This window comes from Rhodococcus sp. IEGM 27 (assembly GCF_033142305.1).
Lineage (GTDB): Bacteria > Actinomycetota > Actinomycetes > Mycobacteriales > Mycobacteriaceae > Rhodococcus_F > Rhodococcus_F oxybenzonivorans.
In genome coordinates, this window is sequence record NZ_JAWLSG010000001.1 from 14,905 (window position 1) to 40,725 (window position 25,821).

The following is a 25,821-nucleotide window of genomic DNA, read 5'->3' on the forward strand; positions in this document are numbered from 1 at the left end:
AGTTCACTTCACCAGACCAGTACGATCTTGAGAGGTTCCCTTGAAGCACTTCACTAGGCGGGTTCTAGGTACGGGTATGGCTCTTGTCCTGGCAAGCGCGGCAGTGGCATGTAGCAGCGGTGGCGGTTCGTCGGTCGTGGAGGGTAGTTGGGACGAGGTGCTCGCGGCGGCCAAAAGCGAAGGTTCGGTGATGCTGTACTCGGCGCAGCACCCCAAAAACCTTGAAGCCCTGCAAGCTGCGTGGGCTCAGAAGTATCCAGAGATCACGTTGGAGTTCGTACGCGGAACCGACGTTGACCTCATCCCTCGTATCGACGTCGAAAACCGCACCGGCAAGGGGACGGCCGACGTGCATATCACCACTGATACGGCGTGGACTGCCAGCGCGTCCGACAGCGGCGATTACTCAACTACACTGCTAGGTCCGAGCTTTGACAACCCAGCTTATGAGCCGGATGTCAGCATCAAGAACGATCGATTCTTCTTGACTACCGCCGCGACCTTCGGCTTGGGATGGAACACGACCGTCGTTCCGGAGGGGATTCAAGATCCAACGGACGTCTTCGACCCCAAATATCAGGGGCGGGTGGGCATCGTCAAACCCGTGGGTATCGCTTCGTATGTCGACTTCTACGACTTCTACAATGAGAACTTCGGAGACGATTTCGCTGAACGGCTGGCGAAAATGAACCCCCGGATCTATCCGAGTGCGCTGGGCGTTGCTCAAGCTTTGACGTCGGGGGAAGTAGTTGTTTCGCCCATGGTGCAACCCCTTGTTCGCGAGCTGGAATCGGGAGCACCAGTGAACTGGACACTTCCCAAGCCATCGTGGGGTACGCCGTTCTACGGACACGTCACCAAGGCTGCTCCTCACCCCAACGCTGCCCAGGTACTAGCCGATTTTCTAGTCAGCGTCGAAGGGCAAACCGCTCTGGCTACCGCAACAGCGACCGCCTTGCCCGACATACCAGGTGCAGTCGCAAACGCCCACGAGATACAGTCGCCCGATCCGACCGAACTTACCTCGGAGTACGTCGAAAAAGCGTCGCGCGAATGGGAACAACTCTTCACATAAGTGGTCTCACAGTCCCAGGTCGAACGCCGTGCGATCAGTCGTACGGCGCTCGGACTGGGAAGATCACTGATCAGATCTCATAGGGCGACGAATCCGGCGATCAAGAACAAGGCGACCACGCCACTGACTGAGGTCAGACCGGCCAGCATCAACGCAGCAGCACCGGGCGCCAGTGCCAGGTGGATACAACCATCATCGGTTACCGCCAATCGCGGTCGTGTGTTTCGCCTCCTGAGATAGAGGATCGCTACCAGCGTAAGTGCGAGTGCTGCAAGCATCGACGCGATGGCAGTAAGGGCAGCAGTCGAAAGCGACATGCACACCCGTGCGCCGGCGATAGCGCATAGCGCCAATGCGCACGACGTACGTTCCCATGCCAACAACGTTCGCTCGAGTTGCAGGCCGCCGTCGTCGAGCGTAATGAACAGCGGTGCGCAAGTGGCTGGTTTACTGTCCTCGGACCGGTGCGGGATCACTGAAACACTGACCACAAAACCAAACCGCTAGCACCGATTACAACCAGCGCAAGCGGCAGCGTCCCCCGCGGATCGGGCAGCGGCGTACGTTCGCGCATGCTGCGTTCGGCCCTCGCCCAACCGCACCACGCTTGCACTGGCATACCGATCGAACTACCCACAAGGGCAACCGAAGCCAAAACGCTAGCGACTGAGTGATCTCCAATCTCGAACGCCTGAATCGCTACTCCAGTTGCCATCAGGGCCAGAGAAGTACGTATCCACGCGAGGTAGGTGCGCTCATTCGCGAGACTGAATCGCACATCAGGCTCTTCGCCTCTGTCATACACAGCTCGCGGAAACCTCTGGGATGCCACTCGCTTCGCCCGCTTGACCATTTGTTCTCCCGCAGTTTGATCGGCGCCGCAATGCAGGACAGTGCGGCCTGTCACCTCATTCACCGCAACTCTACTTGAGTTCAGTTTAGTATCGGACTCGAGGCTTATCACCCACACTCCGTGAACAGAAGGACTTGTTTTGCCAGACCGCGCATTTGGTTCCATCGGCCTCGACGAGGCGGCCCGATCTCTTCAGATCTGGGGTTTTCCGCTGATCTTTGCTCAACGGATTCGGCTACGGTTCACGAACCCACTGGACCCGGACGCTGCTCGACCCGAGACTTCTGCCGGCGCTCCGCTGAACACGATGGGCCATCAACGCAGACTGTCCGATCACACCCTCACTGCAGGGGTAGCGCCCAACGTGGACACGCTCTACTCGTTGGCATTCCTCGACCTCGACGCCGGACCGTTCCTGCTGACGATGCCGAACTTCGGCGATCGTTACTACAGTGTCCAGATCTGCGAATCTGATACGACAACACGAATTGTCCTGGGCCAGCGCACCTCAGGTCCTCAGCTCCCCCCGATACGCATTTGTCGGGGTGACCCATCTCTTGCCGACGGCAAATCCGAAACCGCCATCAAATGTTCAACCCGCTTCGTGATGGTCGCCATACGAGTGCTGGTACTGCCGGAAGACCCGGAAGACACGGCACTCGCGCGCGCACTCCAGGAACAAATACAGCTCACCGGCCCTTCTATGCCTTCGCGAGCCGCGTCCGAATCCCTGACGGACCTGGTTCGCAGGGAACGGAACGCGGAGATCGTTGACCCCGCTGGCTTCCTCGACTCACTGCAGCATGCGATGACCGCAATCGCACCCGATAGCATCCCATCGACAGTCGTTGAGCAAGTCGAGTGTCTTCAACGTTTGGTGCGCGACACCACCTCGGTCGAGTGGCGCGCCATCTCGGACGGACTGAATGCCGGGCTTGATCAGATCGCTCAACACGTCAAGACCCTTGGCGAAACCAGGAATGGATGGGCGCTCAATGAACGCGGCGCCGACTTTGGCGGTGACCATCTCCTGCGAGCCGCAGTCGCATACTCGCAGATCTACATCAACCCAGCCATCGAAGCCCTTTATCCCGTCTGTGAAGTAGACGATCAAGGCCAACAACTCAACGGTGCCCACGCCTATATGATCACGTTCGAACCGGACGATTATCCTCCAGCCAAATACTTTTGGTCGCTCACGATCTATCACAAAGCCGGCTTGCTCTATGGCAACGAGCTAGCCCGGTATGCGATCACCGACCGCACCCCCGGATTGGTGGAAGGCGCGGACGGGCGACTTGAAGTATGGATCCAAACTGAGCGCCCTCATGAACCCGAACGCAATTGGTTACCTTGCCCTCCCGGTGATTTCAGGCTGATGCTGCGCCTATATGGACCAGATCAAACCGACTGGGCACCCCCTCTGGTAACGCCCCGTGTAGCTCAATGATCGGCACTCCGCGCGGCGGCTGTCCTCGCGCCACACCGGGCGTACAAGACATCAGTGACGGGCCGCTTCCAAGAGCACATTGCGATCGCCAGGTGGATCGACCCTGAGCTCGCGATTGCATCTGCCGGCGGCTACTCGGTGATAGGTAGCAGTGGGATTCGCGTTACGTTCTGTCACTGGTGACGAAACATGCTGCGCCACACCGATATTTATGTTATGTCAACTAGAGCGCCGTGTCTTGCAACAGACGGCCGATCACCGTAGCTGCGTCGCCGACTTGGCCGCGCCCCGAAGTCGGCCAGCGGCCGATCCGAGCCACACGGGCGGGATCTTCCCGGCCGCACTCCGGGCATCCCGCGCACCAGCCGCGAGCCTGACTGCGGACCCAAACCTGCGCAGGTGGAGTCCGACCGGTTCCCGAAGTCGGAACCCCGCGCCTCGGATACGCTGGAGTACTGGGGTTTTCGTCACAGGCGACTGGAGGTGCGGCGCCACACGGTTGCCGGCGGCTCGTACCAACGCTGACCACCGTCGCGATCGATCAGGTGTCGTCCCATTCGAGGCCGAGCAGCCGCATCGCATTCCCCAGTTCGGGATCGTCCGGCCTGACGGGAGCAGACTCGAGTGCGGTGAGGTGGGGGCTGATCGGTGGGTCGCCGGGGTGTTCGTAGATCGCCCACAGGCGCAGCCCGTCGCCGTGCCGGGAGTCGAACTCCACCCCGGTGACCGGCTGGCCGTCCGGGTCGGTGAGGGTGTTGATCCACTGCGAGATGGCCTGCGTGAGTGCGCGTGGGCGACCGTCGCGGATCGCGGCCCCGTCCAGGTCGTCGAGTCCGTGCCGGATCGCGGCGGCCCGGAACCCGGCCCGCAGGGTGGCCAGGGTCTCCGGGTGTCCGGGCAGGGCGAACCATCCCGTCACCGCGCCCCGGACGGCGAGGCGCGGGGTGCACCAGGACCGCGGCACCAGCCCCAGCGGGAGGCTCGGGAACGCGGCCTCGTCCTCGTCGTCGACGACGATGTCGTCGAGTTCTGCGGTCATCTGCGGGCTCGGTCGGGCGAACGCAAGAACTTCGAGGAAGCACGCAAGTCGGCTGGCGCCGGTGTAGAGGGTGCGCCACACCCCGTTCGGGTCGTCCCACCGGCCGGTGAACCGCCCATCGGTGGCGTACTCCCACGGTGTCCACTCCCACGGCGACGGGGCGAAGCCGACCCGTTACACCTCGGTGCCGTGGCGGTGGGCACAACACACCGGCCCGCGTGCGGTGTGAACGGGGGCGGAGGCGGGGTCGCTCATCCGACGGCAGCGAACTGCCGGGCCGCGGCGAGCACCTGAGGTCCGATGTCGGCGAGTTCCCCCTCGCGCAGCAGCAGCGCCGGTGCCCGGTCGTCGAGGATCGGGTTCAGGCCCTGGAACCAGGCCTGCGCCACCGCCGGGGTGTCGCGGGCGGTGATCAACCGGGCGGCGCGGTAGGCGATCCGTAGCCGTTCGACGTCGGTGTCGTTGCCGATGGTCCGGGTTCCGTCCGCCCACTGCCGCACCGCGCGGGTTTCCTTGACCCGGCCCAGGTACGCGACCAGCTTGGCGCCGAGCAGCTCGCGCAGGGCGGTGACCAGCTCCGGCTGGCTCATCCGGGCGGCCTCGTTGTACGCGGCGAGATCCGGTCGCGGGTGTGCGGTTGTCATGGCAGATCCACCTCCTGATCCCAGGATAAATCACAACCGACATCCCCACCACCGTCAACTCGACTCACTGCGCGGGCAGCAAGCGAGGCCCCACCGGGTACGCCGTCTCCGCGACGCACAGGCGGGGGCTCGTCGGCGTCGTATCGGTCTCGGCGGTCGCGCAGCCGTGCGACGTCGGGTCGTTGCCAATGACGAATCGGCACGTGTCGGATACCCACCCATCCTCCCCGGTAACAGCACGGAACCAGGCAGGAGACCGGCCGATGACACCAGCCACCGGCGCTGTCCCACCGCTTCCCGGAAGGCCCTCCCCTACTCCTCCCCGGCGCTCGAACAGCTGGTCCTGATCGGGTGCGCCGCAGCCGATCCGGGTGTCTGAACGGGGATCCGCGCCGTCGAGGGCGCCGAATCATCCCTCATCCTGTGGTAACTATGCCGTCGTGGCGTCACAGCGTTATGGCGCTATAACACGTGCTGCCGGGTTAGTTGGCTGATTGCCAGCGGTCCCTGCCATCGGAACCCGGCGCGCACACCATCGGGACACCCTTCTTGGAGACGCCGGTCCCACCGGAGCAGAACGAGCCCGGATTCACCGCTTTCGGACCCGACGCTGCAGGCGGGGTATACGCGGGGGCCGGCGGGGGTACATACGCGGGCGTCGTGGCATTCCCGCGACATCCACTGCGCCTCGTCGCAGACCAGCACCCGAAATCGTTCGGAGAGCACGTCCTTGAGCAGCCGGTCGAATTCGATCGGCTCCAGTGGCGGTGCGCCACCGATCGCGAGGGCGTCGAAGAGGGTGTGGCGAATGTCGCGCGGCGTCGGTCGGGCCCGGAACAAGCGGATCCGTACCCCGGCCCCGACCAGCCCGACCATCCACTCGGCGATGTAGTACCTGTTGCGGCCGAACGCGTCGCCCTTGGTGGTGATCTTGCGGTTGCGGCGGTCGTCTTCGAGGGTGAACATCCACAACCGGGTCTCGTCGGCGTCGTGGATCGGGGTCGGATCGCCGTCCCAGGACTGCATCGGAGTCCGATCACCGAGCTCACCGATGCTGTGCTCGGTGTTCCACCACTGCACCCACGCCAGCACCTCGCCGGTGAACGCCTCGAACGACAGGGCGGGCTGACCGGGATCGACCGGGGCGCCGCTGATCCGGGTCTGCCCATAATGATCCTGAGCTGCGGAGATGCCGAGGTGAGGGCGTCTTACCGACATGAAATCTGGAAACCGAACTGCTGTCCGCATGGGGCTCAATCACGGTCCGAGTGCAGCGTTGTGCGGGGTGAGGATCGCACCCAACAGGTAGTGCCCATCGGCGGAGTCGAGCGCGATCACGCCTCCGACGGCGGTGACGGCGGGGTGAGTGTGTATGGCCGGGTCATCGGCCAGCATCCAGGCGACAGTGTTCTCGTCGTGCCGTGGCCGGTATTGCACGCCATCGACATCGGGGTTCGCGGCGAGGATCGCGGCGACCCATCGGCGGGTGTGCAGATACCCGGAGGGGTCGCACTTGGACAACCAGGCGCCGGCGTTGATCCGGGACGCCCCGGTCCCGGTCAGATCCACGACCTTCACCGTGCGGGTGGTCCGCACTTCACTGAGGACCCGGCCGGCGATCTTCGCCCGCGGGATCAGCCGCGGGGACTGGTCGACAGGAAGGTTGCGGCAGAGCGTCTCGGCGACCGCCGCAGCGGGGCTGTCACCGAGGTACAGGTACGCGTAGGAGCCGTCGAGACTGTCGAACCGGCCCCCAACCCTGACGCGGGGCCGGGCGGTGGGGTTCAACTCCGCGGCGCCGCGGGCGGCGCTGTGGATGCGCCACAGCGAGGTATCGGTGGGAATGGTGGTGATCAGGGCAGCAGGCAACGGTGTGGGTGGATCCGGGTAGGTCACGCGGGTTCAGTCCTGCGTCAGGTCGTCGGCCATGTCCCGCAGATCCTGCTCGTGCCCACCGTCGGCGGCCAGGGCGGCCGGGGATCGTGGGTCGTTGGCGAAGTCGGTCGGGCTGAGCCACCAGGACGCCACACCCCACGGGTCGTCCTTCGCGCCGAGGGCCCGGTTGATCTCGGCGACGATCGGGCGGACCTGCCGACGTTCGGCGTCGAACTGGAAGGCGGGGTAGAGCTTGTGCCCCGATACCGGCAGGGCGATCACCGTGCCGGCTGCCGACAGGCGGCTGGCAGTGTTGCGGCTGGTGGCCGCCTTCCCCAGGACACGGCTGACGGCGGTGGAGTCGAGCATCTCGTGCTGGTCGACGATCGAGTTCAGCACGGACGCGACGATCCGCGTGCGGGCCACCGCCGCGGCGGCCGGGTTGGCAACCGCACGCTCCTGTTGACGTGCCAGCGCGGGGCTCATCGACAGCAACGCCGTCACATCGTCACGGACAGGACGCAGGGCCGGCCGACGGGAGAACTCCTCAACCAACAGCTCCACGAGGTCCGGATCCGACAAGGCATGGATCGAGTCGCGGGCACGATCACGGTCGACGAGCATGTCCACCACCTCCATTTGTGCCAATAGCGTACCGCGTACCGCGCGTGTCGCGATAGAGGCGTGCGGAGGGCCTCGACACTCGCCCTCTCAACGCCGATACTGCGCCCCCTCAGCCGGTCCGGAACATGCGCCCCACCCTGCCGCGCCAGCATGAATCGGCATTCGCACTCAGCGAACATCGCGGGAACCGCCTCGGCCCCGCAGACAACAACGAGCCTTCGCTCGACAATCGAGCCAGCACCGTCCGCCCGTCGGGCCTCGGCGAATGTCCACGGCCACGGAGTCCGGCGGTCGACGCACTTCAGCGGCCGGCTTAGGGGCATGAAATTACTTAGCAAAAAGAGTTAGCACTCCCACGACACGAGTGCTAAATTTCTTATGGGGTCTTCGTCACAAGCGGAGACCCTCGACCGAGTCGCAACCCTCGACCACCGAAACGGCTTCGACAACACCGTTCCCGTTGCGCCCGAACAGGTCTTGACGACGCTTCCGGTCTCGTCAATCCTATGTGCCCCGTCGACCCGACTCGTCAACCGTGAGAAGGAGGATCATGACCGCCGCCGTCCCCGACAGCCCCGGTGCCGACCACCGCATGTGTTCCTCCCTCGAAGACACTGGGATACGGAAACAGCATGAGTCGCGGTTGCCCGCCATGTCGATCGCCCTCGGAGCGCTGTCCGTGGCGTCGTTCTGGGTGGTCGGACTCGGCTTCGCCTTGGGGGTGGCCGCGGTGGTCTGCGGCGCCGTCGCTACGTCGCGGTCCGCAGTAGCGGACGACGAGGCGGCATCGTTGCGGGCCCTGCTGGGTGTCGTTGCCGGCGCCGCGGGGATCACCGTCTCCGCGATCGCTCTGTTCCCCGTGCTGGCGCAGTTGTAAACCGCGAACACGACATCGTCATTCTTGGTCGCCATCCGGGCCTACCACACCACACCGGCACCGCTGCCCCTCTCGACCACATGTCGACGGCAGGGTGCGGGTGCTGTCGTCAACGACCTGTATGTCAGCGCCATCGCCCCCGGGACACCGTGTTCGATTTTCCTCGCTTACGGCCTGTCAATGGACACGAGGAAGCCCGGGCCGGCATCCGTGCCAACCAAATGGTGGCCACACGTCAGCTAGCGTTCACCGACGGTCACTGACCTGGTCGACGAGACCACACACCAACGCGATATCGGCGTCGAGGGCGGCACCCGTCAGGACTGAACGTGAGCTCGCCGGCGCCGATGCCCGCGCTTTACGTGCCCCCACCGCCGCCGGGGTATGGCATTGGCGGCCGCCGCCTATCGTCAAAGTTATGTCGTGGTGACGTCGGGTGGGTCGGGAAGATCGACGTCGAGAACGAAGTCGAGCCAGATGATCGCGTCGGCCAGAGTGTCCACGCGCAGGGTGGTGTCGAATTGTTGTTCGGCGATGGCGAGTAACCGTTCCCCGGCCGCGACTTCTTCGGCGAGGAAGGCCGCTACCGTCTGCAGCACCCAACGCTCCGATGCCGCCAGGTCGTCGACGTCGACATGCGTCCCGTCCGTGAAGTGAAGGTCGAGGACGAACCGCTCCCCGGGCCCCGCGGCGCCCAGACGAGCGGTGATTACGCCGACGATGGCATCGACGACCCAGGCCAGCACATCTCCGTAGTCCGGCTGACCGTCGGTCGGCTGCGGTTCGGCGCACACTCGGGAGATCTCCCGCGAGAACAGGGTGGCGTCACGGTCACCGACCAGTTTCATCAGTCGACCACCCAAAGCTGCAGCCGACGGGCTGTGGGGACGACCTGCCTTCGATCCCATACCCAAGAGTGCCCGATCCCGGGCACCAACACCCAGTCGAGTCAACGTGCACGCTTACTGGCCCGAAACGGGTCGTGCCGAGCCGGCTCACCGGTTCAAACAGCAAGTCGGGTCAGCCGCCAGCCACGGCGTGCGGCGATGAAACCCGACACGGCCCCGAGAAGTGCACTGAGAATCAGGCCGGCAGCGAGAAACGGCATCGGATCCACCGAGTCCATGTGCGCGGCGCTTCCTCCGGCGCCGAGTGTTTCGTAGCTGCCCACGTAGAAGTGCACCGGGTACGAGAGCCACCAGGAGAACAGGCCGATACACACCAGGCCCGCACCGAGACCGAGGGCCGTTCCGATCAATGTCAGTGTCCGCACACGTTCAACGTCGCAAACGCCGGCTGTGCTGTTACCGCGGCCGCCCTCAGGGGATGATCCTCCGGGCCCGGAGGTCGCGGAAGATGTCGAGGAACATCTGCTCGGTCTCGACGTAACGGTGGAAACCCAACCTGCGCGCCTTGGACCCGTCGGCGATGACGTCATAGTCCCAGCCGAAGACGAAGTCACCGAACGCCCACGATGAGACATCCTCGTACGGCGTGGGTTTCAGCCCGTGCTTCGCGACTAGGTCCTTCCACACCGGCTCCTTGTCCGCCATGACGACGTCCATTGACATCGGCAGCGGCGGCGCGACGTCCAGTTCGAAGAAGTCCGCGATCTTCGGCAGCATCTCTTCCCAGCGGAACAGGTCGCCGTTGTTGATGTTGAACGCCTGATTGGCGCACTCGGGCGTGGTCGCGGCCCAGACGGTGGCCTCCGCCAGCAGTCCTGCGTCGGTCATCTCGATCAGACTCGTGTACGCGCCGGGCTTACCCGGAAACCGCAGCGGCACTCCGAGTTCCTTCGACATCGTGGCGTAAACCGCAATCACCAGCGCGAGGTTCATCGGGTTTCCCAGCGCGAACCCGCATACGACCGACGGACGGATCGCGGACCACGTCCAGCGCTTGCCGCGCTGGCGGTCCTCGAGGAACTGCTGCTGATCCACGTTGAACTCGGGCGGCATGTGCGGCGGGTCGCTCTCGCGCGCCGGCGTCTTGAACGGCCCGAGGTGGGCGCCGTAGACCTTGTAGCCCTGCATCAGGCTGACGTGCTCGAGTCCCGCAGCCATCGGTTCGAGCGCATTCACGGTGTTGACCAGCATCGCGACGTTGGGCGCAACGAGCTCCGCCCACGACGGGCGGTCCTGGTAGGCAGCGTAGAAGATGTGGGTCACGTCGCGCAGTTCGCCCAGCTTGTCGGCGGCGTCGCGCTCGTCGAGCAGATCGACCGCGATGTGCCGCACCCGGTCGGTGTCGAGTCCGCCCCGTCGCGACAGTCCGACGACGTCCCACTCCCCTGTCGCCTCGAGATGGTCGATCAGATTGCCGCCGATCACCCCGCGCGCACCGACGACCACTGCCACTCTGCGCTTCGTCATCACTCACTCCTATCGGTATATCGCGAAGTTGCGATATACCGAGTCAAGCACACATATCGGAAAATTGCGATATAGCGGTACGATGGACAACGTGAGTGAACATCCGGACCCGACCGACCTGGCCTTGGTCTTCAAAGCGCTGTCGAACCCGACCCGCGTGCGCATCCTGCAGTGGCTGAAGGAGCCGGACACCTTTCCCCCGCAGCTCGAACCAGCCGAAGAGGTGGGCGTGTGCCTGAAACACATCCAGGCGAGGGCCGAGGTTTCGCAGTCGACGGCCTCGCAGTACATGGCCGCCCTGCAGAGCGCCGGACTGGTCACGAGCCATCGGATCGGCCAGTGGACCCACTACCGCCGCGACGAGGAGACGATCGCCCGACTGGCCGACCACATCCGCACCGAACTCTGAACGCCGCCTTCACGTCGATTCGACACTAGTAGGGAATGAGGTCGACTTCGGTCCTGGTTCGCCGAGACGGAGTCGGGGGCGAGGGTCGCCGCCGGTGCTGGGTAGTGTCCGGAGCATGCCCCGCTACACGACGACCTTGCACAACCGCGCGGCCCCCGACGCGCCGGCGTCCATCAGCCGGCACGTGCCGTTCCACGTCGCGCACGAGGCGGCCGCCGCAGCGTGGGTTCGAGCGCTCCGTGAGGCGTGCGGCGATCTCCTCGACCCGGTCACGCAGACCGCCGTCGTCAACGTCGTCAGCAACTTCGGCCGCGAACTGTTCACGGAGGAGGCGTACGTTGACGTCACCCTGGCCCGGATCGGCACCACGTCGCTCACCCTGCAGATCGGGATCGAGCAGGACGGCACGCAGGCCGCCGAGGTGACCGCCACACTCGTTCAGCTCGATTCGAGCCGTCGTGGTTCGGCGCCTTGGTCACCGGCTCAGGTTGCAGCTCTGGAGACGCTGAGCACCGCACCGGTCACACCTTCGCGATGACGTCGGTTTCCCCATCGCCGCGTTTCGAGAGCGCCTGAACTGGGCATTTCTGCACCATGAGTATCGAAGACGGCCCCGGCGACACGCTGAGTCCCAGCGAAAGCCTCGACTCCGACGATGTGCGCAACAACGACGGAGACGATGTGGTCGATCCTCCCGACGGCTGGAGTGAGGCCGACAAATTCGGTACCACGGCGCGGGAGGAGCGCGAGGGCGAGTCGCTGGACGAGAAGCTGGCCGAGGAGGAGCCCGACGTCGCGTTCGAGGAGCAACTCGACATTCCGATTGCCGAGCTGCCCGACGATCAGCTGTCCGAGGATGTCGACCGCATCATCGACGGGGAGGACGACATCGTGATCCCGGTGCTGGGCACCAAGCATGCCGATGTGGTGGAGGGTGTCATCGTCGAGGATTCGCGCACTGACCGGGGACAGATCGACGGCGCCGCGGAGGATGGCGACTCATTCTTCACCGTCGTCGACTGACTTCAGCGAACCCGGCCGTATCGGAGGTACAGGAAGTCGTCGTGGGTCAGAACGTGCTGGAGTGACAGCGTGCGCGGCGCTGTCAGGGTGGGGCCGGCGGTCGCCTGCTGGGGTTGTGGTCCGGCCAGCCTCGGCGCCACGGTGAGGCACATTTCGTCGACGAGGTCGTGCATGACGAGGTCGTCCAGCAGCGTCGGACCTCCTTCGCACAGAATCCGGCGGAGCCCGCGGTCGCGGAGTGCAGCGATCAGGGAGGGCATCTCGACGGTGTCTTCGCCCGCGACCACGATGTCTGCGGCCTCTTCGAGTGCTGCGCCGCGCTCGGTCGCAGTTCTCTGCGAGGTGATGACGAGCGGCCGCACGTCCCCGGTGAACAACGGCGTGTCGAGCGGAATGTTTCCGGTGCGAGTCACGACGGCGATCGGCGGTGGTGCGTCCTGGCCCCATCGTTCGAGCCGATAGCGCGACTGCTCCTCGGTGAGCACCGCCGGTCCGTAGCGTTCTGCCCGGATGGTTCCGGCTCCGACGAGAACCACGTCGGCGTAGGTGCGCAGGGCGCGCAGAAGTTGGTGATCCACCGCATCCGACAGCGGCCGGACCCGGCCGTCGAAAGCAGCGGCGCCGTCCAGGCTGGCCACCATGTTCACCCGGACTCCGTCGGGTGGGTCGCGGTAGAACTCCTCGGCCGACACCTCGTCCGTGCCCATGTTCAGTGTGCGCATGGTCGGCATCATGCCTCATGTCCGGGTTCGAGGTCCCGCACGTCCGAGAAGGTGATCAGTTCACCCAGATCGTCCGGCGCCGAGCCGCTTTCGGGTGCGAGGAGGAACGCGACATGATCGCCGAGCTGGAGGCGTTCGAGGATTCGGCCGCTGAACCAGGCCGCGGAGTCGGCGAGGATCGGCAGCCCGTGGGGGCCGGTGCGCCACTCGCACTGCGCGAACTTGTCGATCTCGTCACCGGTCTGTTCACCGAAGAGAGTCGCCAGCGCGAGGTGCTCCCGGGTCAGCAGATGGACCGCGAGGTGTTCGGCGTTCACCGCGACCCCGTAGGTGTGGTTCTTGTTCGACAACCCCACCAAGAATCGCGGCGGGTTGATGCTGACCTGCGACGCAAACCCGACCAAGCACCCCGACCGCTGCTCTTCCCAGCGGGTGGTGACCACGAACATCGGATAGTTCAGCAACGCGACGACATCCTCGAACGCCTGTCCGGCGTCGTGCTGCGTCGTATCGGAATTCCCGTTAGGCGGCATTTACCCTGTCTAACAGATTGGGGCGGAAGCTACGCAGGCCGCCGTCCTTCGGAACGCCGGTTCAGGGCATAGAATAGGCCTCGCCGCACTCGCAGCCGTCACCTGAAAGGCCCCCACGATTACTCATTCTTCTGCTCCGCACGATGTTTACCTGGTTCCACCCGAGCAGGAGAGCGGCGACGCCGTCGCTCACGTTTCCGCCGCGGCACAGTCCAGGTTGGAACACCGACCCGATGTTGTGCGGGTCAAGGGTCGCTTCGCGCTGACCATCACCACCACGACGCCGCACGAGGCGATGGTGGAGGATCTGCTGTTCATCCGCGGCGTGCTGGACGGCGCGGGCATCGACTATCTGCTGGTGCGGGGCAACGACGAACGTCCGGTGATCGCGGTCGACTGGGCTTTGCGTAAGCAGTTGCGCACCGCCCTCGTGGCCGCGTGCCGGAACCGCCCGTTCTACTCGAAAACCGTCGATTCGGGGCGTGGTTCGGCCGTTCTCGTCGCCGACGGCGCCCTGTCCGCGAACTCGAAGGCGCGGATCTTCCGGCTGTTCCGTCCGCGGGTGCACGTGGCGAGCGGCCTGAGCTACGGGGCGGCGACGGGTGTGCAGATCGAACTGTGGAAGTTTGCCGCCGACGAGATCGTACTTCCCATGGAGAATTCGCTGACCCGCCACATCGTGCGGCCGGAAGAAGCGGTCCGCGGCACCGTCGAGCGGTTCGGTCGGGTGTGGCCGACGATCGAGAACATGTTCGCCGACCACGCCTCCGACATCAACTTCGACATCGATCTGGTGTTCTCGTGGGTGGACGGATCGTCCAAAGAGTTTCAGGCGCAACGTGCCAAGCGGATGCAGAACTATGTGGTGGGCGAGGGCGACGACTCAGAGGCCCGGTTCCGGCAGATCAACGAACTGAAGTATGCGCTGCGCTCGGTCCACATGTACGCGCCGTGGATTCGCCGCATCTTCGTCGCCACCGATTCCGATCGTCCGGCGTGGCTGGCCGATGACCCCCGCGTCACCTTCGTGCCCAGCGAGGAATTCTTCGCAGATCCGTCGGTGCTGCCCACCCACAACTCGCAGGCGGTGGAGTGCCAGCTGCACCACATCCCCGACCTGTCGGAGCACTTCCTGTATTCCAACGACGACATGTTCTTCGGCCGCCCCGTCGGACCGGAGATGTTTTTCTCCCCCGGCGGGATCAGCATGTTCATCGAGGCGACCACCCGAATCGGGCTGGGCCACAACGACGAACAACGCAGTGGTTTCGAGAATGCAGCCCGCGTCAACAGGCGGTTGCTGCAGAACCGCTTCGGGGTCACCACTACCCGGCACCTCGAACATGCCGCCACCCCGCTCCGCCGGAGCGTGCTCGAGGAGATGGAGAAGGAGTTCCCCGACGAGTTCGCCGCCACCGCGGCCAGCACCTTCCGCGCCAGCTCCAACATCTCGGTGACCAACTCGCTGTATCACTACTACGCGTTGATGAGCGGGCGCGCGGTGGTGCAGACGTCGGCGCGCGTGAAGTACGTCGACACCACCGTCAAGGCGGGACTGCGCGACATGGATTCGCTGCTCGCCAAGCGGTCCATGGACTTCTTCTGCCTCAACGACGGCAGCGCACCGGAGATCGACCTGGAATTGCGCACCAAGAGGGTCACCGATTTCCTGGAAAGCTACTTCCCCATCCCGGCGCCGTGGGAGACCGGGGCTTGAGCGACCGCCCCCCGGGGAGGCTCCGTCAGACCGCGGGGATCGAGTCTCCTGGCCGCTCACCCTCGTCGTAGACGGTGGCGGGTGGGCCGATGATCTGCGGGTCGGGCGTGCCCACCACTTTCTCGTCCTTGCCGGTGTAGTCGAACTTGTGGAGCACCCACCGGATCGCCTCGATGCGGGCCCGCTTCTTGTCGTTCGACTTCACGACGGTCCACGGCGCGTGCGGGGTGTCGGTGTAGAAGAGCATGGCCTCTTTCGCCTCGGTGTAGGCGTCCCATTTGTCGAGGCTCGCGAGGTCGGTGGGTGAGAGCTTCCACTGCTTGACGGGGTCGGTGCTGCGGGCCACGAACCGGGCGTGCTGCTCTTCCCTGCCCACCGAGAACCAGAATTTCAGGACGCGGATGCCCGACTGCACCAGCATCCGTTCGAACTCGGGGGCCGACCGGGTGAATTCCAGATACTCGTTGGGGGTGCAGTACCCCATGACGCGTTCGACGCCGGCGCGGTTGTACCAGGACCGGTCCATCAGGACGATCTCACCGCCCGCCGGGAGGTGCTGGACATACCGCTGGAAGTACCACTGAGTGCGCTCGCGTTCGGTGGGCTTCTCGAGCGCCACCACCCGCGCACCACGAGGGTTGAGGTGTTCGGTGAACCGTTTGATCGCGCCACCCTTACCGGCTGCGTCGCGGCCCTCGAAGAGGATGACTACTTTCTCGCCGTTCTCCTTCACCCAGGCCTGAAATTTGAGCAGTTCGATCTGCAGCTTGCGTTTGCGGGCCTCGTACTGGCGGCGCGTCATCTTTTCGTCGTACGGGTATCCGTGCTTCCACGGCTCGTCCACTTCGGCGATGCCCCGCTTGCGGCCGGACTTGCGCAGCAGTTCACCGATCTCGTCGATCTCCGGCGTCACATCGATGTCGTTGCCCCCGGCGGCTTCGAATCGGTTGGAATCGTGCAGCTCGTCCACAGTGAAAGGCTACCGCCCTGGCGGCTCACCGGCGCAGCTCATGAGATCGTAGAACGTCCATCCCTCCGGCAGAGAGCGTCCAGCATGAGCATCGACCACATCGTTCCTGCACTCGGCGCCGACACTCTCACGGAGCTCCGGTCGGTCCTCGCCGCACTTGCCGGCGATGCCACTCCCACGGTGACCGTCGACCGCGTCGAACTACCCGCCCCCATCCGCGATGCCGTCGTCCAACTGCTCGCGCTGCTCGGCGAGGGCCAGAGCCTCGCGCTCGGCACGGTGGCGGATCTGCTCACCACCTCGCAGGCGGCGGAGGTTCTCGGTGTCTCGGACACGTATGTGCGCCGGCTCGCCGATTCGGGGGCGCTGCCCATCGAGATGCGCGGCACCCATCGCCGGTTCCGGCTCTCCGACGTGTTGGCGCACCGGGAGCAGTTTCCGCGTCGGAGCTGACTACACCCGAACAGTCGGGCGCTGGATGAAGTCCTCCCCGGCATCCGGGATGCGCACACCCTTGTCGGCGAGCCGGCGCGCGGTCTCGTCGGCGGTGACGTATTCGCCGACGGTGTCGTAGGAGCCCAGCGGGACCACGGAGTGGACGATGGTTTCCGGGTAGACGTGCACCAGGTTGAAGCCCTGCGCACCGTCCTGCCCGCGCAGCGCACCCGCCGGAACGTTGAGGTCCTGGGTGTAGCAGGTGGCGGAGGCGACGGAGACGGGGATGCCCGCGAAGGTGGCCGTCGTGGAGTAGTGCAGGTGCCCGGCGAGGATGGCCCGGACGTCGCTGTCGCGGAGCACATCGGCGAGTCGCGGCTGGTCACGCAGCTCCACCAGGACCGACAGGTCGAGGACGCACGGAACCGGCGGGTGATGCAGCGCCAGGATGGTGCCGTGCGGCGCGGGAACGGCCAGCTCCGCCGCGAGCCAATCCAGCTGGTCCTGCTCGATTTCGCCGTGGTGGTGTCCGAGGACGGTGGTGTCGAGGGTGATGATGCGCAGGCCGTCGACGTCGTAGGCGTGGTCGATCGGCGCGTACGACGGCTCCTCCCGGAGCAGTGCGGTCCGGAAATGACCGCGGTCGTCGTGGTTGCCCATCGCCCAGATCACCTGCGCACCGAGCGACTCCGCGACGGGTTCCACGATGTCGCGCAGTTTCTCGTAGGCGCCCGGCTCACCTTTGTCGGTGAGATCGCCGGTGAACACCAGAGCGTCCGGTGCGGCGTGGGATGCCTCCACCTCGGCGAAGATCTGGCGCAGTTTGGCTTCGCTGTCGACGGCCCCGTAGAGCAGGGTTTCGTCGACCAGATGCGTGTCGCTGAGATGGAGCACGAAGTGCGACGGCCGTGGATACTCGGCCGTACGTAGGTCGGCTGCCTCGGTACCGTTGATCGGTCTCTCGCTTCCGCTCGCCCGGAGGGACAGGAGCCAGGCGGACTCCCGCTGGGTATTCACACTAGACAAGTGCGTGCAGGCAACGTCGAGGGGCACGCCGGACGGACGCCGGGTGAACGTGGCACGACGATCCCGCGTACCGGTTGGCGCAGAAGAAATCCGGCTGATCGACTGCCCGCCCACCGCGGTTGAGGAAGCGTTCTCTATCGTGATCGACGTCATATTATTTGGATCGATTTCGAGGAGACCAGATGCCGATCACCGCAACACTGGAACTGAAGTTCAAGCCGGAGTCCGTGGACGCTGCCCGTGACATCTTCAACCGCGAGCTGAAGGCCACCCGCGCGTTCGACGGCTGCCTGGGCGTCGAGGTGCTCGTCGACGCCGCCGACCCTGCCCGCTGGCTGCTGATCGAGAAGTGGGAGTCGGAGGAGCACGACGCCGCCTACCGCACCTTCCGCGCGGGACCGGGCGCCATCACCGACCTCGGACCTCTGCTGGCCGGCGCACCGGTCCTCACGAAGTACACGGTCGACGACAGCGTCTAGATCCCGATCCCGCGGGTCGTCGAACTGGAGTGCCGATCAGGCAGCGTTCTCCAGGTCGACGATCAGGGTGGGGCCCGTCGCGGCCTGCACGTCGTCGACGGTCACCCCGGGCGCGAGTTCACGCAGGGCCAGGGTGCCGTCGCCGAGTACGTCGATCACGGCCAGGTTGGTGATGATCCGGTTCACGACTCCCTGGCCGGTGAGCGGCAGGGTGCACGCGTCGACGATCTTGGGGTTGCCGTCGCGGTCGGTGTGTTCCATCACGACGATGACCCGTTCGGCGCCGTGCACCAGGTCCATCGCCCCGCCCATTCCCTTGACCATCTTGCCGGGGACCATCCAGTTGGCGAGGTCGCCGGTGCGCGACACCTGCATTCCGCCGAGTACCGCCGTGTCGATGTGGCCGCCGCGGATCATGCCGAAGGACAACGCCGAATCGAAGAAGGCGGCACCGGAATTGACGGTCACGGTCTCCTTGCCGGCGTTGATCAGGTTGGCGTCGACGGCCTCCTCGGTGGGGTACGGGCCGGTGCCGAGGATCCCGTTCTCCGAGTGCAGGATTACCCGCACGTCGTCGTTGAGGTAGCCGGGGATGAGGGTCGGCAGCCCGATGCCGAGGTTGACGTATTCGCCGTCGATCATGTCGGCGGCGGCGCGCTGCGCCATCTGATCGCGGTTCCAGCCGGTGGCAGCAAGTGTGGTCACGAGGGGCGTCCTTCCGCGCGCACGGTGCGCTTTTCGATTCGCTTGTTCTGGGGTCCGGTGTGCACGATCCGCTGGACGAACACTCCCGGCAGGTGCACGTGTGCCGGGTCGATCTCGCCGGGTTCGACGAGGGTCTCCACCTGGGCGATGGTCACCTTGCCCGCCATCGCGGCTAGGGGGTTGAAGTTCATGGCCGTCTTGTCGAAGACGAGGTTGCCGTCGGTGTCGCCGATCGCGGCGTGGACCAGCGCGAAGTCGGCGTTGATCGCCTCTTCCAGCACGTACCGCTTGGTCCCGAAGACGCGGGTCTCCTTGGGCGGTGACGCGATGGCGACGGAACCGTCGTGGCCGTAACGCCAGGGCATGCCGCCGTCCGAGATGGGGGTGCCGACACCGGCCGGGGTGAAGAAGGCGGGGACGCCTGCGCCGCCGGCCCGCAGCCGCTCGGCGAGGGTGCCCTGCGGGGTCAACTCCACTTCGAGTTCCCCGGCCAGGTACTGCCGGGCGAACTCCTTGTTCTCCCCCACATACGACGCGGTGACGCGGCGAATCCGGCCCGCCGACAAAAGGATTCCGAGCCCGTGGTCGTCCACTCCGCAGTTGTTGGAGAACACTTCGAGCTCGTCGACGCCCGCTTCCTCGAGGGCGGCGATGAGCGCGTCGGGGATGCCGCAGAGCCCGAACCCTCCTACCGCCAGTGACGAGCCGCTGGTGATGCCCGCGACCGCCGCTGCCGCGGACTCGGAAACCTTTCCTGTCATCGTGTCTCCCTTCGCTACCGCTCGACCTCCGAGCCGGTGTTGACATCTGTGCGTTCATCCATCAGACGCTGAGTGTCACGACTGGCGGGCTTCACTGACCGCCGTCGTGAACGCGTAAGCCCTAGTAGAGCGTGCTCTTCCTCACGTTTCAAGGAGTTCGGCAAGGTTGTTCACAGCCTGGACACCGGAGCGCCGAGCGTTCACTGAGTGAACGCTATGATGGCCTCATGACGGAGGAGACACGCGGACCGCACGTGGTCGGACGGGTGGGTGCGCTGCTGCGGGCGGTCGGAGCACACGAACCCGCCGGCGCGTCCACCACGGTGCTCGGGCGCGCCGCCGGACTGGCCCGTCCTACCGCGCACCGCTTGCTGTCTTCGCTGGCCGACGAGGGCCTCCTCGACCGCGACGCGAGGACGGGCCGGTGGACCCTCGGCCCGGAGCTGTATCTGCTGGGCGCGGCGGCCGCGACCCGCTACGACATCACCCGGCACGCCCGCGGCGTCCTCGACCGACTGGCCCGCGACACCGGGGAGAGCGCCTTCCTCTCGGCGCGGCGCGGCGACGAAACGGTGTGCATCGCCGCCGAGGACGGCAGCTTCCCCCTCCGCTCCCACGTCCTCCACGAGGGCATCCGCTTTCCGCTCGGCGTCGCCTCCGCGGGACTGGCGATTCTGGCGCATCTCCCCGACCGCGACATCGACGAGTACCTGGCGCGCACCGACCTCTCCGCACGCTGGGGCGAGAACCACAGCACGGACGCACTCCGCGAACGCATAGCCCTCACCCGCCACACCGGGTACGCGGTCAACCCCGGTCTGATCGTCGAGGGAAGCTGGGGCATGGGTGCGGCGGTGTTCGACCGGGACGGCCGGCCGGCGTGGGCGCTGAGCCTCACCGGCGTCGAGACCCGCTTCCGCCCCGAACGCCATCCCGAACTCGGCACCCTCCTCCTCGAGCAGGCGCACGTCCTCTCGCAACTACTGCAGTCGCGGGCGTGAGTCAGTTCAGTTGCGCAGCGGGTGCGCTACAGGTTCCGGTCGCGTCATGGCCCGCATCGGGTCGACGTCGGGTCTGGCCTCCAGTTGCGACGGTTCGCCCGGCTGTGCCTTGTCCTGCCCGTCGGCAGTCGGGGTGGTGAGGAACGGGCGAACCAGGTCGAGCGGCAATGGAAAGACGATTGTCGAGTTGTTGTCGCCTCCCATCTCCCCCAGCGTCTGCAGGTAGCGCAGCTGCAGGGTGGTGGGGTTGCGGCTGATCACGTCGGCGGCCTCGGCGAGCTTGGCAGACGCCTGGAATTCGGCCTCGGCGTTGATCACCTTGGCGCGGCGTTCGCGTTCGGCCTCGGCCTGCCGGGCAATGGCCCGCTGCATGTTGGTGGGGATCTCGACGTCCTTGATTTCGACGGTGGTGACCTTCACGCCCCACGGTTCGGTCTGCTGGTCGATCACCTGCTGCAGGTCTTCGTTGAGCCGTTCGCGCTCGGACAGCAGGGCGTCGAGGTCGGCCTTGCCCAGGATCGAGCGGAGCGTGGTCTGCGCGATCTGCGAAGTGGCGGAAAGGAAGTCCTCCACTTCGACGATGGCCCGGTCTGCGTCGATCACCCGGAAGTAGGTGACGGCGGTGACCTTGGCAGGCACGTTGTCGCGGGTGATCACTTCCTGCACCGGGATCTTGAGTGTGACGGTCCGCAGGCTGACGCGTTCCATGCGGTCGATGGCCGGGATCAGCAGCACCAGGCCCGGACCCTTAAGGTCGATCAGCCGGCCCAGCCGGAACACGACGCCCCGCTCGTATTCGCGGAGCACCCGGATGGAGCTGCTCGCCAGCATGGCGAGCAGGATGATGACGACGCACAGGATGACGACGAGTTCGGTCATAACAGCTCCCACGGTTCGCGGCGGCGCACGGTGAGGGTGAGGCCGCGGATCTGTTCGACGACGACGGCGTCACCGGCGGTCGGTTCCTCGTCGTCGCCGAATTGGGTCTGCGCTTTCCACAGTCCCCCGGCCGTTTCCACCTGTCCTTGTCGCCCGGCCCAGCTTCGAACCGTGGCGTCGGTGCCGATCAGCGATTGCGGGCCCGAGCGGACGGGAATGCGCCGCGCCGACAATGCCTTCCGGCCGATCACGGCCGCGCTGCCGAGTCCGACCACCGCAACGCCCGCGGCCGCCGGGACGGCGATCATCTGCGCGGTGTCGCTGGACGTGAACAGCAGCCACACCCCCGCTGCGGAGGCCAGGGCACCGAGCCCGCCGAGCACGCCCGCGGTCGGTGCGTGTGCCTCGATCACGATCAGCAGCACACCGAGTATCAGTGCCAGCACACCCAACGCGGCCATTTCGCATCACCCACGATCACGCTTCGCGAGGGCCCGGCCGCATCGCATAGCCACCTGGCGATCGGGCCCTCGGTATCCACGGTATGCGAGCGCGCGGGGTCACGCCACCAGCAATTTCCGGCCCGGATGGCACACTCCTTCTCATGCATACGAGCCCTGTTGTCGTCACAGTCGCCGGCCACGGTGAGGCCACGTTTGCGCCCGAGCGGTGCACGGTCACGGTCGTCGTCCGCATCGAGACGGGCGACGTGGAACGGTCGGTCGGGACGGCCACGGCCACCGTCAGCCGGCTCACCGAGCTGATCAACGCGCAGTTCGACAGCAACCACGGTCCGATCAACTGGTGGTCGCTCGATCAGGTCCGACATTCGCGGCACCGCCCGTACAACAAGGACGGTCTCCAGCTGCCGTATGTGTATAGGGCGGAAGCCGCGCTCGAAGTGAAGTTCAGCCAGCTGGGCGCCGTCGGCGGCTTCGTCGATTCGGTGTCCACGCTCGAAGGGGTGAACGTCGGGAACTTCGACTGGGCGCTCACCAGCAAGAGTCGGGCGGCCCGCATCGTGCAGGTGCGGGAACTCGCCATCCGTGACGCGCAGTCGAAGGCCGAAACCTATGCCCGTAGTCTGGGGCGCAACACCGTTCACCCCGTGGCGATCGCCGACCCCGGCATGCTCGGCGTCGACGCCGGGTCGTCCTATGGCGGTGTCGGGGCCCGCGCCTTCGCCGCCGGCGGGTCGAACGAGGCCATCGCACTCAAGCCGGAGAACATCACACTCAGCGCCGACGTCCACGCGCGGTTCGAGGCATGGTGAGCGAGAATTCGATGCGGGCGTACCGTTCGGGAATGACCAACTTAGATCACGGAGATCCGGGCGACGCCCCCACTGTGCCGCCGCCGCTGGTGGAGGTCGTGAATCCGGCCCGCCCGTCCGCGGCAGAGGAGGCCCGGACGGTGGCGGCCTCGACCAACATCGGCACCCTCGCCAGCCTTACCGCCGACGGTGATCCCTGGGCGTCGTTCGTGACCTACGGTCTGCTGGGCGGCTCCCCCGTGCTGTGCGTGTCGCACATGGCCGAACACGGTCGCAATCTGGCGCACAATCCCCGAGCGAGTATCGCGATCGTCGCACCCAACCCTCCTGCCGATCCGTTGGCCAGCACCCGCATCACCCTCGCCGGATACGTCTATCGCCCGGAAGGCGACGAACTCGCCGCCGCACGCGAGGCGCACCTGGCAGCCATCCCGGCGGCGCACGTCTACATCGACTTCAGCGACTTCGCCCTGTGGGTGCTGCGCGTCCAGCGCTTGCGGTGGGTCGGCGGTTACGGGCGAATGGACTCAGCAACCGCCGAGGCGTATGCGGCGGCATCCCCCGACCCCGTGACCCCACACGCCGGCCGCGCCGTCGAGCACCTCAACGCCGACCACGCCGACGCGCTGCTGTCGATGGCCCAGGCGCTCGGTGGCTTCCCGGACGCCACCACCGCCACCTGTGAGGGCGCCGATCGGTACGGGCTGGACCTGCGCGTCGTCACCCCGCGCGGCGCCGCCATGACGCGAGTCGGGTACGCGGAGCCACTCGACTCCCCCGACCAGTTGCGAGCGGCGACAGTCGCTCTGACGCGGCAGGCTGCGGGCGTCGATACGTCCGGCCGCTGACGAGCCCGCATTTTTCCTGCCAACTGACTACGCGCCTCACCGAACGTCGCGTCCAGTTCGGCGCGACGACGTTGTACGACTCGGTATCGATCGGTGGGAGCGGGTTCACGCCGTCCAGTAGGCCTTCGGCGGGTTGAACGTGCCGTGGTACAGCACGATTTTGGTGACGGTTGAGCCCGGAGGGACGTCGAAAGCGATGTCTCCCTGACGCCGTTCCCCTGCGATCAGTTCTCCGGATTCGTCGAGAATTCCTGGTTCGGAGAGGTCGAGGTTCTCCACTTTCATGCCACTGTCCGTGAGTGCAAAGAAGGAGCCCGGGATGCACGTGCCTTGTTTGGTGGCGATGGTGACCTCAACGAGCACCCTGCCGGAGGGTTCAACACGAGGTTTTCCGATCGTGTAGTCGCTGAGCCCCGTAGCGAATCCTTCGCTGACAATCTGGAGCGTCTGCCCGAAAGGAGTCATGGGTGTGGTGTCGGCGGGGATCGTCACCGGCGGTGACGCGTTACCGCTCTCACCAGTCGATTGTCCGCCACTCGGCTGCTGGCCTCCTGAACAGCCACCGATCACGAGGAATACAGCAAGGATGGTGCCGGCGACAGCACTTGAGCGGTGCATGAGTCCTCCAGAGAATGAGCCCTTCCATGTAAGTGATCGTCGCCGCGGGTCAGAACGTTTCGGGCCAACGAGAATCAACGGACAGCGATTCCACCGCCTCTAGGAAGCGCGCTGCCTTGTCGCCGAGCTGAACAGTTCCGTCCGCCTCGATCAGCCCTCGTCCAGCCACCCCCGGCACATCCACCAGGGCGTTCTGCACGGCGGCTCGATCAAGCTCGGGTGAAGGGCCGCACAAGGGCCGTCGCCCGGTTCCTTCATGGAGGGCTCGGCTAACTGCGAGACCGGGTGTCGAGCATCATCATCTTGTGACAAGCCCTCTATCGCCCAGTACTCCGCCCTCCCCCGCACCGACACCAGCACCAGCACCAGCACCGCCGTCGGGCACCGATGGGCCCTACTGGTGGGTTCGCGATCTCATCGTCGCCGGGATCGTTGCCGGCATCGTCGCTGGTTTGTTTCATCGTCGCCCAAGCGTCTATCGACGACAATCGTGCTGAGCGCGAACGCCAAATCTTAGCCCGATGCCAACATGCCGGCCGAACAGGCCGAAAATCTCCGTTTCGTCCGGGAACGGGTCAACTTCTGACCATCGGGCTTCCCGGCCCTTCCGGGGCATTGATCTCCGTGAACAGAAGGTCTCGGGTCTGCAGTTGCAGAGTGCCGATTTCCAAGCGGCCTCGATGTTACGTGCCGACCTCACCAGCGCAAAGCCCACCGATGCCAATTTTCAGCGAGGCGAACCTCACCGATGCGCGCCTGGTCGGGTGGACCTCACCGGCTCCTTGCTTTTCAACACCGACCTCACTCGCACGGACCTCACCTACTCCGTCCTCGGCGGAAGATGCTGAGCAGCCCGGCAGCGAGCTTCGTCTTGTGATACGGCAATCCCGTCACGAGGTGGTAGTCGTACGCCGCCGGCTGTTGCATCGCCGACCCCGGCCCGAACTTCTGACCTGGATGTGCCAGGGGCTGCTGCCCATGCAGCTGCCGCGCACCATACTGCTGTTGAGGTTGGTCGCCGTACGGGTGCTGAGGCTGGAGTCATGGAGGGCTGTCGTTCGCCGATGTGGGTGCGGATCCGAATCTGAGGCAGGCGAATGGGCTGAGCCAGCAGCACCGACATCCCCCGACTGCGACCGAACTCGTCGCAATTCGTTCACCGCCCATTTGATACAACCGATACCGCGACCGTGGTATCGGTTGTCTGACCCTATCTCTCGAGCACATGACCGGCATGCCCCCGGGACGAATCCCGGCGAATGCGTATCAGCGGTACGGAATTCGGGCGCCGGCCAATCACTCCGATCGCTGAAGTGACGTGGCACGAGTGACACAACTCGACCCCGTCGACGTCGCCGGTCACGTAGTACAACTCCTCGAGTCCGGACGTCGTGAACCTCGGCGCCGAGCAGTTGGTGGGCTTCGCCGCGGTTATCGGCAACGAACCGGCGCAAGAGGAACCAGCGAGACCCAACACTCGCGGGTTGTCGATCAACCGGCCGGTGACGCGGCCTTGCGGTATATCCTCCCTCGACGTAGCTGGCAAGATATGTGGCCGCGCAACTGGTCCTTCGGTCGAATGCGGACACAAGGCCCGCGAACCCCGGGGG

General features: G+C 65.5%; 33 protein-coding genes. 13 read left to right on the forward strand and 20 right to left on the reverse strand.

Annotation, left to right across the window (positions count from 1 at the left end; all coding sequences use genetic code 11):
* Positions 1-76: 76 nt before the first annotated feature.
* Positions 77-1,075 carry an ABC transporter substrate-binding protein gene (locus tag R4P95_RS00080; protein ID WP_213572782.1) on the forward strand — a complete coding sequence of 333 codons (999 nt, stop codon included), beginning with the start codon at positions 77-79 and terminating at the stop codon, positions 1,073-1,075.
* Between the two features lie 77 nt (positions 1,076-1,152).
* Here the strand turns inward: R4P95_RS00080 and R4P95_RS00085 are convergent, their stop codons facing one another.
* Both R4P95_RS00085 and R4P95_RS00090 read right to left on the reverse strand, forming a co-directional pair.
* Positions 1,153-1,566 carry a DUF202 domain-containing protein gene (locus R4P95_RS00085; RefSeq protein WP_213572783.1) on the reverse strand — a complete coding sequence of 138 codons (414 nt, stop codon included), beginning with the start codon at positions 1,564-1,566 and terminating at the stop codon, positions 1,153-1,155.
* Positions 1,548-2,093, reverse strand: coding sequence for a YidH family protein (locus tag R4P95_RS00090; protein WP_317756774.1), 546 nt, complete (start codon positions 2,091-2,093; stop codon positions 1,548-1,550). The genes R4P95_RS00085 and R4P95_RS00090 overlap by 19 nt, the downstream gene beginning before the upstream one ends.
* Positions 2,094-2,235: 142 nt before the next feature.
* Here R4P95_RS00090 and R4P95_RS00095 point away from each other — a divergent pair, with 142 nt between their 5' ends.
* On the forward strand, positions 2,236-3,378 hold the full coding sequence (locus R4P95_RS00095; RefSeq protein WP_317746871.1) for a DUF1214 domain-containing protein: 1,143 nt from the start codon (positions 2,236-2,238) through the stop codon (positions 3,376-3,378).
* Positions 3,379-3,919: 541 nt separating this feature from the next.
* Here the strand turns inward: R4P95_RS00095 and R4P95_RS00100 are convergent.
* The 5 genes from R4P95_RS00100 to R4P95_RS00120 all read right to left on the reverse strand — a co-directional run bounded on the left by R4P95_RS00100 (position 3,920) and on the right by R4P95_RS00120 (position 7,560).
* Positions 3,920-4,417 (reverse strand): hypothetical protein, encoded by a 498-nt coding sequence (locus R4P95_RS00100; RefSeq protein WP_397517749.1) that lies wholly within the window; start codon positions 4,415-4,417, stop codon positions 3,920-3,922.
* Positions 4,418-4,668: 251 nt separating this feature from the next.
* The gene (locus R4P95_RS00105) at positions 4,669-5,061 is read right to left on the reverse strand and encodes a hypothetical protein (protein WP_005564217.1); all 393 of its coding nucleotides are present in this window, start codon (positions 5,059-5,061) and stop codon (positions 4,669-4,671) included.
* Between the two features lie 462 nt (positions 5,062-5,523).
* A complete protein-coding gene (locus R4P95_RS00110) occupies positions 5,524-6,279 on the reverse strand; it encodes an ATP-binding protein (protein ID WP_317746840.1) in 756 nt (251 codons plus the stop codon).
* Positions 6,280-6,318: 39 nt separating this feature from the next.
* Entirely contained in the window at positions 6,319-6,957 is a 639-nt protein-coding gene (locus R4P95_RS00115; protein WP_317746839.1) for an RES family NAD+ phosphorylase, read from the reverse strand.
* 6 nt (positions 6,958-6,963) lie between these two features.
* The gene (locus tag R4P95_RS00120) at positions 6,964-7,560 is read right to left on the reverse strand and encodes a hypothetical protein (protein ID WP_317746838.1); all 597 of its coding nucleotides are present in this window, start codon (positions 7,558-7,560) and stop codon (positions 6,964-6,966) included.
* A 550-nt stretch (positions 7,561-8,110) separates the two neighbouring features.
* Here R4P95_RS00120 and R4P95_RS00125 point away from each other — a divergent pair.
* Positions 8,111-8,437: a hypothetical protein gene (locus R4P95_RS00125; protein WP_249353882.1), complete on the forward strand. Its 327-nt coding sequence runs from the start codon at positions 8,111-8,113 to the stop codon at positions 8,435-8,437.
* A gap of 416 nt (positions 8,438-8,853) precedes the next feature.
* On the opposite strand, the gene R4P95_RS00130 is transcribed toward R4P95_RS00125, so the two are convergent.
* The 3 genes from R4P95_RS00130 to R4P95_RS00140 form a co-directional block, all read right to left on the reverse strand.
* A complete protein-coding gene (locus tag R4P95_RS00130; RefSeq protein WP_249353883.1) occupies positions 8,854-9,285 on the reverse strand; it encodes a hypothetical protein in 432 nt (143 codons plus the stop codon).
* A gap of 155 nt (positions 9,286-9,440) precedes the next feature.
* Positions 9,441-9,710 (reverse strand): hypothetical protein, encoded by a 270-nt coding sequence (locus R4P95_RS00135; protein WP_213572788.1) that lies wholly within the window; start codon positions 9,708-9,710, stop codon positions 9,441-9,443.
* Positions 9,711-9,756: 46 nt separating this feature from the next.
* On the reverse strand, positions 9,757-10,812 hold the full coding sequence (locus tag R4P95_RS00140) for an SDR family oxidoreductase (RefSeq protein ID WP_397517748.1): 1,056 nt from the start codon (positions 10,810-10,812) through the stop codon (positions 9,757-9,759).
* Between the two features lie 91 nt (positions 10,813-10,903).
* Here R4P95_RS00140 and R4P95_RS00145 point away from each other — a divergent pair, with 91 nt between their 5' ends.
* From R4P95_RS00145 to R4P95_RS00155, 3 genes are all read left to right on the forward strand, one after another.
* The gene (locus R4P95_RS00145) at positions 10,904-11,221 is read left to right on the forward strand and encodes an ArsR/SmtB family transcription factor (RefSeq protein ID WP_213572790.1); all 318 of its coding nucleotides are present in this window, start codon (positions 10,904-10,906) and stop codon (positions 11,219-11,221) included.
* Positions 11,222-11,336: 115 nt separating this feature from the next.
* A complete protein-coding gene (locus tag R4P95_RS00150) occupies positions 11,337-11,759 on the forward strand; it encodes a hypothetical protein (RefSeq protein WP_213572791.1) in 423 nt (140 codons plus the stop codon).
* A gap of 56 nt (positions 11,760-11,815) precedes the next feature.
* Positions 11,816-12,244 (forward strand): hypothetical protein, encoded by a 429-nt coding sequence (locus R4P95_RS00155; protein WP_317746836.1) that lies wholly within the window; start codon positions 11,816-11,818, stop codon positions 12,242-12,244.
* Between the two features lie 2 nt (positions 12,245-12,246).
* On the opposite strand, the gene R4P95_RS00160 is transcribed toward R4P95_RS00155, so the two are convergent.
* Together R4P95_RS00160 and R4P95_RS00165 are read right to left on the reverse strand one after the other, a co-directional pair.
* Complete coding sequence (locus R4P95_RS00160; protein WP_317746870.1) at positions 12,247-12,975, reverse strand: pyrimidine reductase family protein; 729 nt, start codon at positions 12,973-12,975, stop codon at positions 12,247-12,249.
* Entirely contained in the window at positions 12,975-13,499 is a 525-nt protein-coding gene (locus R4P95_RS00165) for a flavin reductase family protein (RefSeq protein WP_317746835.1), read from the reverse strand. Before R4P95_RS00165 ends, R4P95_RS00160 begins: the two co-directional genes overlap by 1 nt.
* A 217-nt stretch (positions 13,500-13,716) precedes the next feature.
* Between R4P95_RS00165 and R4P95_RS00170 the strand changes: the two genes are divergently transcribed.
* Positions 13,717-15,216 (forward strand): stealth family protein, encoded by a 1,500-nt coding sequence (locus R4P95_RS00170; RefSeq protein WP_397517747.1) that lies wholly within the window; start codon positions 13,717-13,719, stop codon positions 15,214-15,216.
* Between the two features lie 25 nt (positions 15,217-15,241).
* On the opposite strand, the gene ppk2 is transcribed toward R4P95_RS00170, so the two are convergent.
* Positions 15,242-16,186 (reverse strand): polyphosphate kinase 2, encoded by a 945-nt coding sequence (gene ppk2, locus R4P95_RS00175; protein ID WP_317746834.1) that lies wholly within the window; start codon positions 16,184-16,186, stop codon positions 15,242-15,244.
* Between the two features lie 84 nt (positions 16,187-16,270).
* Between ppk2 and R4P95_RS00180 the strand changes: the two genes are divergently transcribed.
* Complete coding sequence (locus tag R4P95_RS00180; RefSeq protein WP_317746833.1) at positions 16,271-16,639, forward strand: helix-turn-helix domain-containing protein; 369 nt, start codon at positions 16,271-16,273, stop codon at positions 16,637-16,639.
* On the opposite strand, the gene R4P95_RS00185 is transcribed toward R4P95_RS00180, so the two are convergent.
* Positions 16,640-17,575 (reverse strand): phosphodiesterase, encoded by a 936-nt coding sequence (locus R4P95_RS00185; RefSeq protein ID WP_213578151.1) that lies wholly within the window; start codon positions 17,573-17,575, stop codon positions 16,640-16,642.
* A gap of 254 nt (positions 17,576-17,829) precedes the next feature.
* On the opposite strand from R4P95_RS00185, the gene R4P95_RS00190 reads away from it, so the two are divergent.
* Positions 17,830-18,126 carry a putative quinol monooxygenase gene (locus R4P95_RS00190; protein ID WP_317746832.1) on the forward strand — a complete coding sequence of 99 codons (297 nt, stop codon included), beginning with the start codon at positions 17,830-17,832 and terminating at the stop codon, positions 18,124-18,126.
* A gap of 36 nt (positions 18,127-18,162) precedes the next feature.
* Here the strand turns inward: R4P95_RS00190 and R4P95_RS00195 are convergent, their stop codons facing one another.
* Positions 18,163-18,831 carry a 3-oxoacid CoA-transferase subunit B gene (locus tag R4P95_RS00195; protein ID WP_317746831.1) on the reverse strand — a complete coding sequence of 223 codons (669 nt, stop codon included), beginning with the start codon at positions 18,829-18,831 and terminating at the stop codon, positions 18,163-18,165.
* Complete coding sequence (locus R4P95_RS00200; protein ID WP_317746830.1) at positions 18,828-19,592, reverse strand: CoA transferase subunit A; 765 nt, start codon at positions 19,590-19,592, stop codon at positions 18,828-18,830. Before R4P95_RS00200 ends, R4P95_RS00195 begins: the two co-directional genes overlap by 4 nt.
* 227 nt (positions 19,593-19,819) lie before the next feature.
* Here R4P95_RS00200 and R4P95_RS00205 point away from each other — a divergent pair, with 227 nt between their 5' ends.
* The gene (locus tag R4P95_RS00205) at positions 19,820-20,593 is read left to right on the forward strand and encodes an IclR family transcriptional regulator (RefSeq protein ID WP_317746829.1); all 774 of its coding nucleotides are present in this window, start codon (positions 19,820-19,822) and stop codon (positions 20,591-20,593) included.
* A gap of 6 nt (positions 20,594-20,599) precedes the next feature.
* Here the strand turns inward: R4P95_RS00205 and R4P95_RS00210 are convergent, their stop codons facing one another.
* Positions 20,600-21,472, reverse strand: coding sequence for a slipin family protein (locus R4P95_RS00210; RefSeq protein ID WP_213572799.1), 873 nt, complete (start codon positions 21,470-21,472; stop codon positions 20,600-20,602).
* Positions 21,469-21,933, reverse strand: a complete 465-nt coding sequence (locus tag R4P95_RS00215; protein ID WP_317746828.1) for an NfeD family protein — start codon at positions 21,931-21,933, stop codon at positions 21,469-21,471. Before R4P95_RS00215 ends, R4P95_RS00210 begins: the two co-directional genes overlap by 4 nt.
* 143 nt (positions 21,934-22,076) lie before the next feature.
* Between R4P95_RS00215 and R4P95_RS00220 the strand changes: the two genes are divergently transcribed.
* Both R4P95_RS00220 and R4P95_RS00225 read left to right on the forward strand, forming a co-directional pair.
* Entirely contained in the window at positions 22,077-22,745 is a 669-nt protein-coding gene (locus R4P95_RS00220; RefSeq protein ID WP_317746827.1) for an SIMPL domain-containing protein, read from the forward strand.
* A 32-nt stretch (positions 22,746-22,777) separates the two neighbouring features.
* Positions 22,778-23,593, forward strand: a complete 816-nt coding sequence (locus R4P95_RS00225; protein WP_317746826.1) for a HugZ family protein — start codon at positions 22,778-22,780, stop codon at positions 23,591-23,593.
* 105 nt (positions 23,594-23,698) lie between these two features.
* Here R4P95_RS00225 and R4P95_RS00230 read toward each other — a convergent pair whose 3' ends face one another.
* Positions 23,699-24,211 (reverse strand): hypothetical protein, encoded by a 513-nt coding sequence (locus tag R4P95_RS00230; RefSeq protein ID WP_317746824.1) that lies wholly within the window; start codon positions 24,209-24,211, stop codon positions 23,699-23,701.
* Positions 24,212-24,260: 49 nt separating this feature from the next.
* A complete protein-coding gene (locus R4P95_RS00235; protein WP_317746823.1) occupies positions 24,261-24,410 on the reverse strand; it encodes a hypothetical protein in 150 nt (49 codons plus the stop codon).
* Positions 24,411-24,732: 322 nt separating this feature from the next.
* Between R4P95_RS00235 and R4P95_RS33465 the strand changes: the two genes are divergently transcribed.
* On the forward strand, positions 24,733-25,059 hold the full coding sequence (locus R4P95_RS33465; RefSeq protein ID WP_397517746.1) for a pentapeptide repeat-containing protein: 327 nt from the start codon (positions 24,733-24,735) through the stop codon (positions 25,057-25,059).
* Positions 25,060-25,821: the final 762 nt, after the last annotated feature.

Coding starts and splice junctions, on each gene's coding strand:
- R4P95_RS00080 (WP_213572782.1), top strand. CDS start 77: ATGGCTCTTGTCCTGGCAAGCGCGGCAGTGGCATGTAGCAGCGGTGGC.
- R4P95_RS00090 (WP_317756774.1), bottom strand. CDS start 2,093: ATGGAACCAAATGCGCGGTCTGGCAAAACAAGTCCTTCTGTTCACGGA.
- R4P95_RS00095 (WP_317746871.1), top strand. CDS start 2,236: ATGGGCCATCAACGCAGACTGTCCGATCACACCCTCACTGCAGGGGTA.
- R4P95_RS00100 (WP_397517749.1), bottom strand. CDS start 4,417: ATGACCGCAGAACTCGACGACATCGTCGTCGACGACGAGGACGAGGCC.
- R4P95_RS00105 (WP_005564217.1), bottom strand. CDS start 5,061: ATGACAACCGCACACCCGCGACCGGATCTCGCCGCGTACAACGAGGCC.
- R4P95_RS00110 (WP_317746840.1), bottom strand. CDS start 6,279: ATGTCGGTAAGACGCCCTCACCTCGGCATCTCCGCAGCTCAGGATCAT.
- R4P95_RS00120 (WP_317746838.1), bottom strand. CDS start 7,560: ATGCTCGTCGACCGTGATCGTGCCCGCGACTCGATCCATGCCTTGTCG.
- R4P95_RS00125 (WP_249353882.1), top strand. CDS start 8,111: ATGACCGCCGCCGTCCCCGACAGCCCCGGTGCCGACCACCGCATGTGT.
- R4P95_RS00130 (WP_249353883.1), bottom strand. CDS start 9,285: ATGAAACTGGTCGGTGACCGTGACGCCACCCTGTTCTCGCGGGAGATC.
- R4P95_RS00140 (WP_397517748.1), bottom strand. CDS start 10,812: ATGACGAAGCGCAGAGTGGCAGTGGTCGTCGGTGCGCGCGGGGTGATC.
- R4P95_RS00150 (WP_213572791.1), top strand. CDS start 11,337: ATGCCCCGCTACACGACGACCTTGCACAACCGCGCGGCCCCCGACGCG.
- R4P95_RS00155 (WP_317746836.1), top strand. CDS start 11,816: ATGAGTATCGAAGACGGCCCCGGCGACACGCTGAGTCCCAGCGAAAGC.
- R4P95_RS00160 (WP_317746870.1), bottom strand. CDS start 12,975: ATGCCGACCATGCGCACACTGAACATGGGCACGGACGAGGTGTCGGCC.
- R4P95_RS00165 (WP_317746835.1), bottom strand. CDS start 13,499: ATGCCGCCTAACGGGAATTCCGATACGACGCAGCACGACGCCGGACAG.
- R4P95_RS00180 (WP_317746833.1), top strand. CDS start 16,271: ATGAGCATCGACCACATCGTTCCTGCACTCGGCGCCGACACTCTCACG.
- R4P95_RS00190 (WP_317746832.1), top strand. CDS start 17,830: ATGCCGATCACCGCAACACTGGAACTGAAGTTCAAGCCGGAGTCCGTG.
- R4P95_RS00200 (WP_317746830.1), bottom strand. CDS start 19,592: ATGACAGGAAAGGTTTCCGAGTCCGCGGCAGCGGCGGTCGCGGGCATC.
- R4P95_RS00205 (WP_317746829.1), top strand. CDS start 19,820: ATGACGGAGGAGACACGCGGACCGCACGTGGTCGGACGGGTGGGTGCG.
- R4P95_RS00210 (WP_213572799.1), bottom strand. CDS start 21,472: ATGACCGAACTCGTCGTCATCCTGTGCGTCGTCATCATCCTGCTCGCC.
- R4P95_RS00215 (WP_317746828.1), bottom strand. CDS start 21,933: ATGGCCGCGTTGGGTGTGCTGGCACTGATACTCGGTGTGCTGCTGATC.
- R4P95_RS00220 (WP_317746827.1), top strand. CDS start 22,077: ATGCATACGAGCCCTGTTGTCGTCACAGTCGCCGGCCACGGTGAGGCC.
- R4P95_RS00225 (WP_317746826.1), top strand. CDS start 22,778: ATGACCAACTTAGATCACGGAGATCCGGGCGACGCCCCCACTGTGCCG.
- R4P95_RS00230 (WP_317746824.1), bottom strand. CDS start 24,211: ATGCACCGCTCAAGTGCTGTCGCCGGCACCATCCTTGCTGTATTCCTC.
- R4P95_RS33465 (WP_397517746.1), top strand. CDS start 24,733: ATGCCAACATGCCGGCCGAACAGGCCGAAAATCTCCGTTTCGTCCGGG.